The sequence below is a fragment of the Paracoccus zhejiangensis genome, assembly GCF_002847445.1.
Lineage (GTDB): Bacteria > Pseudomonadota > Alphaproteobacteria > Rhodobacterales > Rhodobacteraceae > Paracoccus > Paracoccus zhejiangensis.
On the sequence record NZ_CP025430.1, the window covers coordinates 3,953,537 to 3,967,865 of the forward strand.

The following is a 14,329-nucleotide window of genomic DNA, read 5'->3' on the forward strand; positions in this document are numbered from 1 at the left end:
GCACGGACAGGCAATAGCCTCGGGCCCGTGCGCATGACGCCGGTTCATTCGAGATGCGCTGGATAGGGCAGGGGGGCTGCCAAGTCAACCACCGAATCCGCACCCATGGACAGGGAACCGGAAAGCGATCACGTTTGTTTGACCTCGATGGGGCGAGCACCCATTTGAAGCGGATCACGCACGGCGTCAGAACCGGGATTATGAAGCGACTGAATACCTTGTCCGGCAGGTTTGCGGCACTGACGATCCTGTTCGTCGTGCTGGCGGAGCTGTTCATCCTGTTGCCGGCGCTGTCGGATTTCCGCCGTGACTACCTGGAATCGCGGCTGGAACGGGCCCAGATCGCCAGCCTGGCGCTGCTGGCGACCGACGAGACGCTGGCCTCGGAACTGGAAAGCGAACTTCTGCAGAATGCCGGGGTCTTCAACGTCGTGCTGAGGCGCGACGATATCCGCCAGCTTGTGCTGTCTTCGCAACTGCCCGGCCCGGTCGAGGCGACTTATGACCTGCGCGAGACCTCGATGATGGGGTCGATCGACGATGCGCTGATGCAGCTTGGCGATTCGCGGCACCGGGTCATCCGGGTCATCGGCGCGCCGGTGAACCAGGCCGGGCAGCTGATCGAGATCACCATGGACGCGCAGCCGCTGCAGCAGGCGATGGTCGATTTCGGCCTGCGCATCCTGATGATCTCGGCAGCCTTCTCGGTGGCGACGGCGGTGATGCTGAACCTCGTGGCGCAGCGGCTGATCCTGAAACCCATGCGCCGGGTCATCCAGCACATGTCCGCCTATGCCGAGGCGCCCGAGGATGTGCGTCACATCATCCAGCCCGACGCCCGCATCGCCGAGCTGCGCGAGGCCGAACAGGCGCTGGCCTCGATGCAGAAGACCGTGACCTCGTCGCTGAAGCAGAAGGAACGCATGGCGCAGCTGGGGCAGGCGGTGGCCAAGATCAGCCATGACCTGCGCAACATCCTGACCACCAGCCAGATCTTTGCCGACCGGCTGGAGGACAGCGCCGATCCCAAGGTGCGCCGGGCCGCGCCGAAGCTGGTCAATTCGATCAGCCGGGCGGTGAACCTGTGCGAGACCACGCTGGCCTTCGGCAAGGCCGAGGAGCCGGCGCCCTCGCTGTCGCGCTTCAGCCTCGGCAAGCTGACCGCCGAGGTGATCGAGGCCGAGTCGCTGGCCGGGGATGGGGCGAAGCACCCGGTCGAGTTCGTCACCGACATTCCCGTCAGCCTGAACATCCGCGCCGACCGAGAACAGCTGTACCGGGTGCTGTCGAACCTCGCCCGCAACGCCCGGCAGGCGATTGAGGGCGCGGGCCAGCCCGGCACGGTCGAGATCGGTGCCGGCGAGGGCGACAGCGACTGGTGGATCCGCGTCGGCGATACCGGGCCCGGACTGCCGGTCAAGGCCCGCGACTACCTGTTCCAGCCCTTCACCGGCAGCGCGCGCAAGGGCGGCACCGGTCTGGGCCTCACCATCGCCGCCGACCTGATCCGCGGCCATGGCGGCCGGCTGGAGCTTCTGCGCAGCGATTCCGAGGGCAGCGAGTTCATGATCCACATCCCGCGCGACATGGCGATCCTGCCCGCAAGCGAGGCCGCGGCGGCAAACTGATTTTTCCGACATTTTGCCCTTGCATCCCCCGCGGCCACCATCTAGATCACCGCCCTACGACGGACCCGTAGCTCAGCTGGATAGAGCACTAGACTACGAATCTAGGGGTCGGGCGTTCGAATCGCTCCGGGTCCGCCATTTAAATCAACCGCTTAGGCATTTCGCCGAGGCGGTTTTTTTATGCGGGCTACCACCGGGCTACCACGGATTCTTGTTTCGGCTCGCGGCGGGGTGGGGGATTGGTCGGGCGACTTGTTCTTGAGTCTCAGGATGACGCGCCGGGGCGGTTGGGTAGATCAAGAATTCACAGCGGGCTTTGCTCATGCGCGGTTACGTCCGTTACTAGTTACTTATTAGAGCAACATATTGTATTTATTGTGTTAGTCGCACCTCGTTTGTTTGGATCACTGTAACACGTGGCTGTCCGCCTGTTACGAGGCGACGGGTTCGTTAGTGCCTGGTTCTGGTAAAGAACAACAACCACAACCGAAACTGAAAGTTCTTCCAGGCGGTTGGAACGCGCACGCAGCGGGGCGCGAATATACCCGCACTGCAGTCACCCGCGAAGAACCTATGGTCTTCCCGACAGGGCAGGTCGCGGCGGTGAAGGCAAGGCGGGCAGTGCGCGAGGTTGGAGCGTTTGCATGGTCATGCCGCCCGGCGGTGCTGCAGATCTGACCGTTCACGAGGATGGTATCACCGCATCGGTTGCATGAGGGACGACGCCGAGGGGACTGTGATGTTCAGAATGTGACTGGACCATATCATTTCTTCATCGCCGCTCTGCGCGACCTAGGGTCTACGGGCGATAGATGCGCAGCCTTATGGGCCGGACAGGTCGCGCGAAGGCGGTCAGTAAGCCGCAACGCACAACCTCGTACCAAAGGCGACAGCAGACCACCTCGGGGCCGGGAAACGCCACCGCCTTTGGGGGTTACAAAGGGAGGCTTCTTGCATTTCATGGCACGATTGTACCGTAGCCTCAGCCGGGGCGCGGAGGGCATGCTTGAGGCCGTAAGCGAAGTGCAGTGTTCTAGAGTTGAGACTCAATCATGTCCACCAGATGATGACGGCTGCGATTGCGACGGCTGAAGCGAAGTTGATGGCCAGTTTGTCGTAGCGGGTGGCGATGCGCCGCCAGTCTTTTAGCCTGCAGAAAGCGCGCTCGATCCTGTTTCTGGCGATAGAGGCGACCGGATCATAGGGGATTGGGCGCTTTCGGGACCGGGTTGAGGGAATGACGGCCTCGGTCTTGCTGGCTGCGAGGCGCGCCCGCAGGCTGTTTGCATCATAACCTCTGTCGGCCAGCAGACGGCCGGGTGGCGGCAGCTTGTCCAGCAATGCAGGCGCGGCCGAGATATCCGCGCCGTTTCCGTGCCCGAGGAGAAAGGCCACAGCCCGCCCGCACCCATCTGTCAGGGCGTGGATTTTGGTGGTTGGACCACCACGCGAGCGCCCGATGGCCTGAACTTGCGCCCCCCTTTTCCGCCATGAGCCGAGCGATGCGCCCGCACGGCGGTACTGTCGATGCTCAGTTCGTCCGGCAGTTCCACCTGAGCCGAGAGCGTGGCGAAGATGCGCGCCCAAAGGCCGCGATGGCTCCATCGGTTGAAGCGATTGTAGATCGTCGTCGAGGGGCCATAGACAGACGGGCAATCCTGCCAGCGACACCCAACCCGGAGCACATGAATAATCCCGCTGATCACCCGGCGATCATCCACCCTGCGTGCGCCAGGCTGATTCCGCGGCAGCAAAGGTTCAATCGCTGCCCAAGCTCGGTCCGAAAGCCAAAATTCACCTGCCATGCGCCTCATCCGTCTGATGCCGTTGCTACAGTGAATCAGACGGATGAAATCCAATCAATGGATTGATTGGGTTTGGAGGCTAGGCCAGACCGCCCCGGATCGCCCGCCTTACCCGGCAAAAGCGTGGCGATCCTCTCCCATTGCGCGTCGTTCAACTCATAGTGCTTCGTGACCATCATCGGCTCCATGTCCAAACATGGAACCCTATGAATCACTCAAATCCCCCACTGGGAATCCCGAATGTCGATCCCGCCTAGGCTCTGTGGACAATCATCTCAATGCGATGAGCGTGGCGACGAGGTTCCAGTTGGCGGCGTAGCTGCTGTCGGTTTTGTCGTGGCGCGTAGCTATGCCTCTGAACTCTTTTACTTTTGCGAAGTAGTTCTCGAACAGATGCCGCCATCCGTATGCGTCGGCATCATAGTTGCGCTTGTGTTCTCGGTTGGCTTTGGGCGGGATCACAGCGGTTGCACCCCGCTGATCCAGCTCTTCCAGCAGCCAGTTTGCGTCGAACGTCTTGTCCGCCAGAAGCGCGCCGAACGGAACGCCCCGGATCAACGGCGCAACGCCCGTCATGTCATAGCCTGGCCGGGGAGCAGCAGGAAACGCACCAGATTGCCGAGCGCGTCGACCAATACAACGATCTTGGTCGTCAACTCGCCGCGCGAGCGTCCAATGGACTGAGCGTGAGTCCCCCTTTTGCGCCCGTCGCCTTCTGGTGAACCGAAACGATGGTGCCGTCTATGAGGGCGTATTCGAGGTCAGGATCATCACTCATGGCATTGAAAAGGCGTTCGAAAACGCCGTGCTCTGCCCACCGCCGGAAACGCCGGAACTGTAATGACCCAGCGGGATCTGCTCAGGTTAAGCTGCTAATCTGAATGCCTCGGCGGGGGTTTTCATGTCCAGCGTCTGATGCGGGCGTCGGGTGTTATAGAAGCTGATCCAGTCGCCGATGGCGCGTATCGCGTCCTGGATGCTGACGAGGCGCTGGCGGTGGATGCACTGCTCCTTCAGCGTTCGGATGACGCGCTCGACCATGCCGTTCTGCTGGGGGCAATGCGGCGTGATGAACTCCTGCTTCAGGCCGTAGCTTCGCACAAGCGCGGTATAGCGCCGACTGATGAAGACCAGCCCGTTGTCGGACCTTAGCGGAAACGCCCGCGCCACCCTGCAGAGCGTGCCGACCCGGTTGATCAAGGCATGCTCCAGCGCGCTGGCGGCAGTGGTCGCCTTGTCGGAGCGTGAGAGGTACCAACCCAGCAGTTCGCTGGTATGGCAGTCGATCACCAGGGCCAGCGTGGTCCAGCCATCGCGGCCTGCCCAGGCCCGGCACAGGTCGGTGGACCAGCATTCGTTCGGCGCGGTTGCGACAGAGGGCACGGCCTCGATCCGGGGCTGCATGCCGATGGGACGCTTGCGAACCTGCCAGCCGTTGATCTGGAAGACCCTTTGGACCGTGTTCTTGTTGAACCCCAGAAGCCAGGCCACCGTGCGATAGCCGAACGAAGGCTCCTTTTCGATCATGGCCTTGATCGGCCCGGCGAAGCGGGGATCGACCTTCGGCGCAGCCTTTGTCGGCCTGTAGTAACCCGTCCGCCGCGGCACGCCAAACCACGCACAAAGCTTGGCCAATGGCACCGCGATCCCGTCAGCCAGAAGGCCCTCATGGAGCGTCCGGATCATTTGTCGTCCTCCTGCTCCATGAGGGCCGCCAGCTTTTTTCTGGCGCGCAGCTCCAGCATCGCCTCGCCGTAGGCTTCCTGAAGATCCTTCAACTGTCCACCTAACCTTCTTTCCGTGCAAATCTTGGAAGGGAGGAACCACTCATGGGACGATCATCGGAGGCTGCAAAGCCACAGAAGCGGAACGCCGACACGAAGCTGGCGCATCCACCATTCTCTAAGCCAGTGAACTATCTGGACATCCAGCTCGAATGTTGCCTCGGCACCTCACATGAGGGATGAATCATGAAAAGAATTTCTATATTTTCAGATCACTACCTCTATCTGTTGATTTCCACCCAGAACTGACCCGGGTTTTCCATCGAGAATTGACCCACCTTGAGATTATGTTGGTCGGGTCATGACCGGGTCAAGACATCAGAGGTCTCCTTCTTTTTTCTGGTCGCAGCAGCCGAGCTTGCCTTGAAGCGGAAGCTGTCATTGCCGGTTTCCAGGATGTGACAGCGGTGGGTCAGGCGATCGAGTAGCGCGGTGGTCATCTTGGCATCGCCAAAGACCGTCGCCCATTCGCTGAAGCTGAGATTGGTGGTGATGATGACGCTTGTGCGTTCGTAAAGCTTGCTCAGCAGGTGAAAGAGCAATGCGCCGCCTGATGCGCTGAACGGCAGGTATCCCAACTCGTCCAGGATCACGAGATCCAGCCGCATCAGGGTTTCAGCCAGTTGGCCGGTCCTGCCTCTCGCTTTCTCCTGCTCGAGCGTGTTGACCAGTTCTATGGTCGAGAAGAACCGGACCTTACGGCGATGATGCTCGATGGCCTGAATGCCAATGGCGGTTGCGACATGGGTCTTCCCGGTGCCTGGGCCGCCGATCAGGACAATGTTCTCGGCGCCGCCCATGAACTCGCAGCGATGCAGCTGGCGCACAGTCGCCTCATTGACTTCGCTGGCCGAGAAGTCGAAGCCTGACAGGTCCTTATAGGCGGGAAAGCGGGCGATCTTCATGTGATAGGCGACTGAGCGAACTTCTCGCTCGGCCATTTCGGCCTTCAGCAGTTGGGTGAGGATCGGCACGGCGCTTTCGAAGGCTGGTGCGCCTTGCTCGATCAGATCGGTGACGGCTTGCGACATGCCATGCATCTTGAGGCTGCGGAGCATGATCACGATGGCGCCGCTGGCAGGATCATGACGCATGGCGGCCTCCGGTCATGTGCGCGCGCAAGCCATCATAGCGTTCGACATTGGCCTTGGGCTCTCGGCGCAGATGCAGAGCCTGGGGCGTGTCGATGGGTGGTCCGTCGGTCTTTCCGTCGATCAGGCGGTGCAAAATGTTCAGCACATGGGTCTTGGTCGCGACGCCCTCGGACAGGGCAAGTTCGACCGCGGTCAGCACCGCTTGCTCGTCGTGATGCAGGACCAAGGCCAGGATATCGACCATCTCGCGATCACCGCCAATCCGCCGTAGCATCTGCTCCTGCAGCCGTTTGAAGGCAGCGGGCAACTCGGCAAACGGGGCTCCGTTGCGCAGGGCACCGGGTTTGCGCTGGATGACGGCGAGGTAATGCCGCCAGTCGTAGATGGTGCGCGGCGGCAGGTGGTGCGAGCGCTCGATCACCCGCTCATGCTCGCACAAAATCTGCCCTTCGGCGGCAATGACCAGGCGCTCGGGATAGATCCTGAGGCTCACAGGGCGATTGGCAAAAGACGCCGGCACGCTGTAGCGATTGCGCTCGAAGCTGATCAGGCAGGTCGGTGAGACGCGCTTGCTTTGCTCGACAAAGCCATCGAAGGCAGGCGGCAGGGCCATCAGCGCGGCCTGCTCCTCGGTCCAGGCATCGGCGATGCTGCCGGCACGGGTTCCATGTGGGATCTCCCGCCACAGTTCCATGCAGCGCTGCTCCAGCCAGGCGTTCAGGGCTGCCAGGTCCGGGAAGTTGGGCATTGGCTGCCACAGCCGCGGGCGCGCATCCTGGACGTTCTTCTCGACCTGTCCCTTCTCCCAGCCCGACGCCGGATTGCAGAATTCCGGCTCGAAGACATAGTGATTGGCCATGGCGAGGAAGCGCATATTGACCTGACGCTCCTTGCCGCGGCCAACGCGATCCACAGCGGTCCTCATGTTGTCGTAGATTCCCCGCCCAGGAACGCCGCCGAAGACGCGAAAGCCATGCCAATGGGCGTCGAACAGCATCTCGTGGGTTTGCAGCAGATAGGCGCGAACCAGGAAAGCCCGGCTGTGTGACAGCTTGATATGGGCGACTTGCAGCTTGGTGCGTTCTCCGCCCAACACCGCGTAATCCTCGCTCCAGTCGAACTGGAAGGCCTCCCCCGGGCGGAAGGCCAGCGGCACGAAGGTACCGCGTCCCGTGGTCTGCTGCTCGCGTTGCCGGTCGGCGCGCCAGTCACGAGCAAAGGCGGCGACGCGATTGTAGGAACCGGTATAGCCGAGCGCGACCAGATCGGCGTAGAGTTGCTTCAATGTCCGGCGCTGCTTGCGCGACTTCGTCGTCTCAGTCTTCAGCCAAGCCGCGAGCTTCTCGGCGAACGGATCGATCTTGCTCGGGCGCTCAGGCACCGAGAACTTCGGCTCGATCGTGCCCGCGTTCAGATACTTCTTGATGGTGTTCCGAGATAGCCCGGTCCGGCGGGCTATCTCGCGGATCGGCAGCTTCTCACGCAGCGCCATCCGCCGGATGATATTCAAAAGTCCCATGTGGATCACTCCGTTGCTCCCCGCCGCTGATCGCGTTGGGGAAGGGTCACATGGGTCAAATCTCAATGGAAATTACGCGCCAACCCGGGTCAGTTCTGGGTGGAAATCAACACTCGGCGCAGCGGCGCGATCTCCGGGCGACGGGAAGCACCTTCACCTACCGATTGCATGACAATCGCGCCTACATTCGCAAGACCGGCAATCACTGCGCGCCGGTCCAGCCCTGCCAGAACCTCCTTCATCCCCTGACTGTGCAGGAAATAGTCGGGCGGCACGCCCTCTTGGTCTCCTTCCTCGCCGCCGCGCCGGACATAGCCCAGCACATTGGTCCGAACGACTGCGCGGGGATCGCGGTGCCAGGGCATGAAGCGGCTGTTTCCGTCCATGTCGATCGCCCGGAGCAACCTCGCCCGGGCATCCGCGATTTCACTCGACCCCTTGCCGCCGCGCTCATGAACCCAATCTCTAAAACAGCGAAGCGCCGCACGCGCGGCCTCGCCTTCGGTCCAGCCAGTCACACCCCAAGCTGTCGCCAGTTCGCCCGCTGCCGCGACCAGCGCAAAGCGACCCGCTACGCGATATACCTGTCCGTCCGCGTCTTGCAGCCCTGCGGCAACCATGAAGTGCTGACGTAGGGAGCCGATCTGTTTTTGAACCGTGTCGAACTCGACGGTGACGCGGCGCAGGAATGCGCGGCCAGCCGTACCATAGTACTTGCCTGCTGCCACCTTGAGCGATTGCGCGAAACCTGCCGGGTCAGCTGCCTCGTGCAGGTTCTCGAAAAGCCCCATCCCGGCTTCTGCGTCAGCGCGGAGATCGATCACCCGCACCTCCATCCCTGCTGCAATCCGCTGGCCGCCCTCGCGCATCTTGTCAGAAAGCCCGACCTCGCCATTTGACAAGAAAATCAGCCGCCATTCATGTGGCTTGCGGGCTTGCCCTTCCCGCCCCGCGCGCGTCTTGCCAATGCCATTGCCCAGCATATAAGCGGCTGCGCCGGCTGCCTTTGGTTCGATCTGGGACAGTTCGTCAAGGCAAAGGCAGGCGCCATTGTGCAGCGCCGCCAGGGCTTCCAAGGCGTTATCAGTTGCGCGCCAGCTTTGCACATAGCCTCGCGTTCCGCCGCCGCCCCAGATCGATCCGGCGACGACCAACGCTGTAGACTTGCCCGTGGACGACCCGCCGCGAAAGTGAAACCCGCCACCATCATCGCCGGTCAGCGCAAGCAGCGGTGCGGCAAAGGCGGCAGACACCGCCAGAACCAGCCGCGAATTCCCTGCGGCTTTGGCGGCCACCGCATGTTGCCATTCCGCCAGCGTGCCGGACTGGTTCAACGCGTGATCCAGACGTTCGGCACATTGCAGAATGACCCTTTCGCCATCAGCAGCAGCACCAATGGTTTCATCCGGTAGGACAAAGGCGCGGCCATGCCAACCGATCCCAGCAACGCACCGCACGCGCTCCGCTGGATCAGCAGACAGAAGGTATTCCTGCAGCCAATCGCGCCATTTGCGACAGGCCCGTGGGTGCGGCTCCCAGCCCAGCCGCATCAGTTCAGCCCGAATATTCTCCCCCGATCCAGCCAGCAGGGCGGCGGGCATAGGCCAGAGGTGGCGCTCGCCGTCACGATCCACAATTTCCAGAAGTCGCCCGTGATCCTCGCCCTCGACTGACCGGGTGCGGGCAAGGATGTTCAACTCGGTCCCGAACGGCATCCATTCCTTTTGCAGGCTGCCGTCATCGGCTTCGGTTTCGACCTCACGGCAAAGCCATCCGCCCCTGGTGCGGAACGGACCGGACGGCGCGCATCTGCGCCCCGATGCAGGAGGCTTCGCCGGGGTAATCGTCAATTCGAAGGTATCGCTTTGCGGGCCGGTCATGCAGCACCTCGCGCGATGTATGACCGCGTACCTTCCTTGGCTCCTGGTGCTACAAGGCCGCCGCAGCACGCCTGAATCAGCGTCAGCTCCCCGACCGTTTCCGAGCGGACAATTTCACCTGGGCCTTGCGTATTGGGAATATGTCGCAACGGTTGGTGCAGCAGACAATCATCGTCACTGCTGCAACCCGCCATAATCTTCTGATCTGTCAATTCGGCACCCCGGCGGAAGTCGACGAAACCCGGCGGGCAGCAATCCAATCGTGCAGGTCACCTATTCTATACCGCACCGAGCGCCCGATCTTGACCATCGGCGGGCCATCACCGCGCACGGCAGAAACCTCCAGAAAACGACGTGACAGTCCGAAGTGATGATCAACCTCGACGCGCGAAAGAAGGCGGTCGGGTGAAAAGGTCTGATGTTCCATATATCCCTCGATGCAACCACAGCCCAACCACAGGATGCGGGGCGTGGATTGGTGCAACATGGGGTAAGATGCGGCTTTCTCTGATAGTCAAAATGGATGAAAAGTGTCCATAATTGATGAGAAAGTGTACGTTAGCGATGGAAACTGCCGGATTTTTCCGGAATCTATCCCTAGAGGGACATGGGTTTCACAGACGTAACCCAGTTGCCCGACATCTTCCGGAAGTGCAACAATGGCGCTTAGAAGGTCGCGGTCGGGCGCATAACCATATGCTGGGCGTCGCGCGATAAGTTGAGTGTGCACAGCGACGCTGAGCGCGCCGTTGTCGATCCCATATCCGGCCTTGACTGGGCAAAGCGGCAACCAGCATGATTTGCCCGCACTCGAGGCCAACAGGTACAAGGATCACGAGCGCAAATCCGTTACAGACGGGCCGACAGTATGTTACGCATTTTTCCGCATATGTTCAGGGCGCTGGCGCGTTCTGTAACGGTTGCAACGAGGTAACAGAAAGTTCCGGGAAGTAGAGCGCAAGCTGCGGTATCAAGCCAGTCCCGCAGGCTCGACCAGCGCACTATCTGCGCGGCAAGGGAAGAATCTCTGCGGCACCGTGATCCGCGTTCAGATGCGCCGCCAATGTGCTGGCAATCTGGTCCGTCTTCTCCTTGAGAGGGTCATGCGCGAGATGGGCGTAACGCTGAGTGGTCGCGCTGTTGCGATGGCCCAGCAATCCGCCAATCATCAGCAGGGACATTCCTCCAGCTGCCATTGCCGCCGCAAACGAGTGCCGCAGATCGTGGGGGCGAACATCGGGCAGCCCCGCTGCAATCCGTATAACGCCCCAAGGGGTCACGTCCGTCAAGGTGGTGTAATTTCTCGGATGGCCTGAGGGCATGATTAGGCGGCTTTCGTTGTGATGCTAAGAATGGGATCGATCTCCTCCTTGTCGATCTGGGCGAAGGCCTCGACCATCATGTAGCGGCTTGCAGTCTGCCACTCGTCGTTTTGTTCGAAGAGGACGGCACCGATCAGGCGCATGATGGAGGCCTCGTTGGGGAAGATCCCGACGACGTCGGCGCGGCGTTTCACTTCCTTGTTCAGACGCTCGATCGGGTTGGTCGAGTGCAGTTTGGTGCGGTGCTGGCGAGGGAAGGACATGTAGGCCAGCACATCGTGCTCGCTTTCGTCCATGAGGTCGGCCAGCTTTGGCCATCTCGGGCGCAACTGCTCGGCCACCTTGCGCCAGGTTTCGCCGGCATGGGCACGGTCGGGCTGGTCGAAGGCCTGCCGGATCGCGGCTGCGATGACGGTGTGCTGGCCGCGCGAAACATGAGCGAGGGCATTGCGCATCCAGTGAACGCGGCACCGCTGCCACGTCGCTTCGAACACCCGGGCGATGGCGGCCTTGAGACCGGTGTGGGCGTCGCTGATGACCAAGCGGACCCCACCGAGGCCGCGCGCCTTCAGCGAGCGCAGGAACTCTGTCCAGAAGGTTTCGGCCTCAGAAGGACCGATGCCCAGACCGATGATTTCCCTGCGCCCCTCGGTGTTCGCGGCCACGGCGATTATCGCCGCCACCGGCACGATACGGCCGCCCTGCCGGACCTTCAGATAGGTGGCATCCAGCCAGAGATAGGGCCAATCGCCGGTCAGCGGCCGGTTCAGGAACTCGCCGACCCTTTCGTCGATGTCCTTGCACAGCTTGGACACGGTGCTCTTGGAGATGCCCGACAGCCCCATGGCCTGCACCAACTCGTCGACGCGACGGGTCGAGACGCCACCGATCCAGGCTTCCTGGATCACCGCGACCAGCGCCTGTTCCGAGGTCTTCCGGGCTTCGAGGAAGCCGGGGAAATAGCTGCCCTTCCGGAGCTTCGGCACCCGCAGGTTCAGCGTGCCCAAACGGGTATCGAGAGCGCGCTCTCGATACCCGTTGCGCCAGGTCGTGCGTTCGCCGCTGCGTTCATGCCGGCCGGCGCCGATCAGGCCGTCGACATCACTCTCCATGATCAGCTGAAGAACGGCCTCGGCAATGCCGCGCAGGAAATCGCCCTGATCATGCTTGGCCAGAAGCTCGGACAGGTCCATGTTGGTCTTGGTCATCGGGGTCTCCGTAAGGTTCGTGGTTGAAGCGTCGAAACTCCACCTCGACCATACACCTCGATGGCCACCCGGGATTACACCGATGAAGGCGTAGAAATTACACCACGTCCGCGGACGCTAACCCCCAAGGATCCTTGATATTCACAAGCGGGATTTCAGGGTCTGAGAAGTCACCGCCCCGGATCACATAGCCCCTGCCGGTTTCGGGCTTGTCCAGTCCTCGCAAAACCTCCAGCGCGGCGGGCGGTAGGAGTATCCTTTTCTTTCCGGTCTTGCTGTCAGGAAGGGACGCATGACCAGCTTCCATATCTATCCATTCCCAGCGAAGGCCGAGAATTTCGCCTTTGCGCGCGCCGGTAAAGATCAGCAAGCGGATTGCCGCAATCGCCGATCTGTTGATTCGGCGCAGGCGGAGCTTGCCCCCTTGCTCGATTTGCAGTTCGCCCTCTTCAGCCTTCGAGAGTACTGCGCCGAGCTTCGCCAGTTCCGGCGGAGAAAGATAGCGTTCCTTGGCTTTCTCGGGGTACTTCTGCACGTCTTGGCATGGGTTGCTGTGGCGCGGGCGGTAGCCCCAGGTTTCGGCCAGGTTGAACGCCGTGGAGAGAGCGGACCGGACGCGGTTCGCGGTCGTCGGCCTATTGATTAGGCGGGCGTGCAGCCGCGCTAGGTCCGCCGTGGACACATCAGACACTTTAAGCTTGGCGATCGGGTCCTTGCAGATGATCCGCTCTACAATGTCTTGGACATAGATGGCCGTGCTGGACTTGTTGCGTGGCTCGACATGCAGCTTGATGTAGTCGTTCATCAGGTCCGCAACGGTCGGCATCTGCCGCCGGTCCTGCTTGTCGCCCGCCGGGTCGCCCCCGGCGGCGATCTCATTTGTCCAGCGCTGTGCGATCACCCGGGCCTGATCCGGAGTCAGCGCCCCGTGCTGGCCGACGACGCCCCAGCGCACCCGGCCCGCGCGTCCGCCGCCGACGCGGTACTTCAACACATAGGTCTTGCTACCGGTCGGGCCGACCCGAACGCCAAAGCCCGACAGCGCCGTATCCCATGCAATATAGCGCGCTCCGGTGGCCCTGAGGGCGTCCACCGAGCGCTTCGTGATCCTGATCTTCTCTGCCATCAAATCCCCTGCGGGCTACCACCGGGCTACCACCGAGAAAGAAATCAGGTGCAACCCCATGAAACACACGCAATGGATAACACACTGCAATTCATGAAGAAAATGTACTTCGTGCAACTTGGTAAAGCTCCATGAAATACCGCTCGCTGTGACTACGAATCTAGGGGTCGGGCGTTCGAATCGCTCCGGGTCCGCCACTTTTCCAGAAAGCCGAAAAACGTGCCGCGCGCAGAGGCGCGGGCGCCCGCAGGGGCGGGGCTTTCGCCTTCGTCTGACATGAATTTCGCGGAACCGGTTCCGGTCCTGACCCTCAGGCGTCCTCCATCGGTTCGATCAGGTCTTCCCCGTCATCCTGAATGCCGAATCGTGCGACGGGATGGTGACGCAGCAGGGCACCTGCGCCGATGTCGGGATCGGCGCTGCCGCCAAGCCACGCCGCGCGCTCCTCGGTGTTCAGCACGACCGGCATGCGCGTGTGGATGGCCTGCACCGCGGCATTGGCGGGGCGTGTGACGATGGTGCAGGTCATCAGCTCCTGCCAGGGGCTCAGAAGGCCGGCAAACCACAAGGCGGCCTCGTTACCCGCCGAGAGGACCGCATGGGGTTGCTTGGCGCCCGCACGCCCCGTCCATTCGTAATAGCCGCCAGCGGGGATCAAGCAGCGCCCATAGCGCCAGGCCGCGCGAAAGCTGGGCTTGCCGGCGGCGTCCTCGATACGGGCGTTGAAGGTGGTGGCCTTCCAGTCCTTCAGACCGCCCTTGTGCCAGGACGGGATCAGCCACCAGCGGGCATAGCTGCCCCGGCCGTCGGCGCCCATCACCAGCACATCCTCGGTCGGCTTGATGTTGAAGCGCCGCGGGATCGGATCGATCTTCAGCTTCGAGAAATCCTCGTCGGTCCCGCGAATATTGGGATCAATGAACCTTCCGCACATGGGTCTCCTCGCCGGGCCGAATCGTCGCC

General features: G+C 61.8%; 11 protein-coding genes, 1 tRNA gene and 1 pseudogene. 2 read left to right on the top strand and 11 right to left on the bottom strand.

The genetic code is table 11. The annotated features are described in order from the left end of the window. The first annotated feature begins 200 nt into the window (after nt 1-200). Entirely contained in the window at nt 201-1,628 is a 1,428-nt protein-coding gene (locus CX676_RS19245; protein ID WP_101754014.1) for a sensor histidine kinase, read from the top strand. 61 nt (nt 1,629-1,689) lie between these two features. Then, a tRNA-Arg gene (locus tag CX676_RS19250) sits at nt 1,690-1,766 on the top strand. 912 nt (nt 1,767-2,678) lie between these two features. Here the strand turns inward: CX676_RS19250 and CX676_RS19255 are convergent. From CX676_RS19255 to CX676_RS19315, 11 genes and pseudogenes are all read right to left on the bottom strand, one after another. Then, nucleotides 2,679-3,433, bottom strand: a protein-coding gene (locus CX676_RS19255; RefSeq protein ID WP_198590245.1) for an IS5 family transposase whose coding sequence is annotated in 2 segments (ribosomal slippage) — nt 2,679-3,097 and nt 3,097-3,433 — 756 coding nt in all. Because the reading frame shifts where the segments join, the coding sequence is not laid out codon by codon here. Between the two features lie 270 nt (nt 3,434-3,703). Then, a pseudogene (locus CX676_RS23070) lies at nt 3,704-4,268 on the bottom strand (IS5 family transposase); the annotation flags it as partial. 29 nt (nt 4,269-4,297) lie between these two features. Beyond that, a complete protein-coding gene (locus CX676_RS19270) occupies nt 4,298-5,119 on the bottom strand; it encodes an IS3 family transposase (protein ID WP_101754017.1) in 822 nt (273 codons plus the stop codon). 397 nt (nt 5,120-5,516) lie between these two features. Beyond that, nucleotides 5,517-6,311 (bottom strand): IS21-like element helper ATPase IstB, encoded by a 795-nt coding sequence (gene istB / locus CX676_RS19280; RefSeq protein ID WP_101751536.1) that lies wholly within the window; start codon nt 6,309-6,311, stop codon nt 5,517-5,519. After that, nucleotides 6,301-7,830 (bottom strand): IS21 family transposase, encoded by a 1,530-nt coding sequence (istA, locus tag CX676_RS19285; RefSeq protein WP_101752186.1) that lies wholly within the window; start codon nt 7,828-7,830, stop codon nt 6,301-6,303. The genes istB and istA overlap by 11 nt, the downstream gene beginning before the upstream one ends. 89 nt (nt 7,831-7,919) lie before the next feature. After that, a complete protein-coding gene (locus CX676_RS19290; protein ID WP_101754018.1) occupies nt 7,920-9,710 on the bottom strand; it encodes a DUF927 domain-containing protein in 1,791 nt (596 codons plus the stop codon). Between the two features lie 208 nt (nt 9,711-9,918). Then, the gene (locus tag CX676_RS19295; RefSeq protein ID WP_101754019.1) at nt 9,919-10,137 is read right to left on the bottom strand and encodes a helix-turn-helix transcriptional regulator; all 219 of its coding nucleotides are present in this window, start codon (nt 10,135-10,137) and stop codon (nt 9,919-9,921) included. Nucleotides 10,138-10,711: 574 nt separating this feature from the next. Next, a complete protein-coding gene (locus CX676_RS19300; RefSeq protein ID WP_101754020.1) occupies nt 10,712-11,032 on the bottom strand; it encodes a tyrosine-type recombinase/integrase in 321 nt (106 codons plus the stop codon). 2 nt (nt 11,033-11,034) lie between these two features. Next, nucleotides 11,035-12,240, bottom strand: a complete 1,206-nt coding sequence (locus CX676_RS19305) for an IS256 family transposase (RefSeq protein WP_101752090.1) — start codon at nt 12,238-12,240, stop codon at nt 11,035-11,037. A 97-nt stretch (nt 12,241-12,337) separates the two neighbouring features. Next, the gene (locus tag CX676_RS19310) at nt 12,338-13,366 is read right to left on the bottom strand and encodes a tyrosine-type recombinase/integrase (protein ID WP_101754021.1); all 1,029 of its coding nucleotides are present in this window, start codon (nt 13,364-13,366) and stop codon (nt 12,338-12,340) included. Between the two features lie 310 nt (nt 13,367-13,676). After that, on the bottom strand, nt 13,677-14,300 hold the full coding sequence (locus tag CX676_RS19315; RefSeq protein WP_101754022.1) for an SOS response-associated peptidase: 624 nt from the start codon (nt 14,298-14,300) through the stop codon (nt 13,677-13,679). Nucleotides 14,301-14,329: the final 29 nt, after the last annotated feature.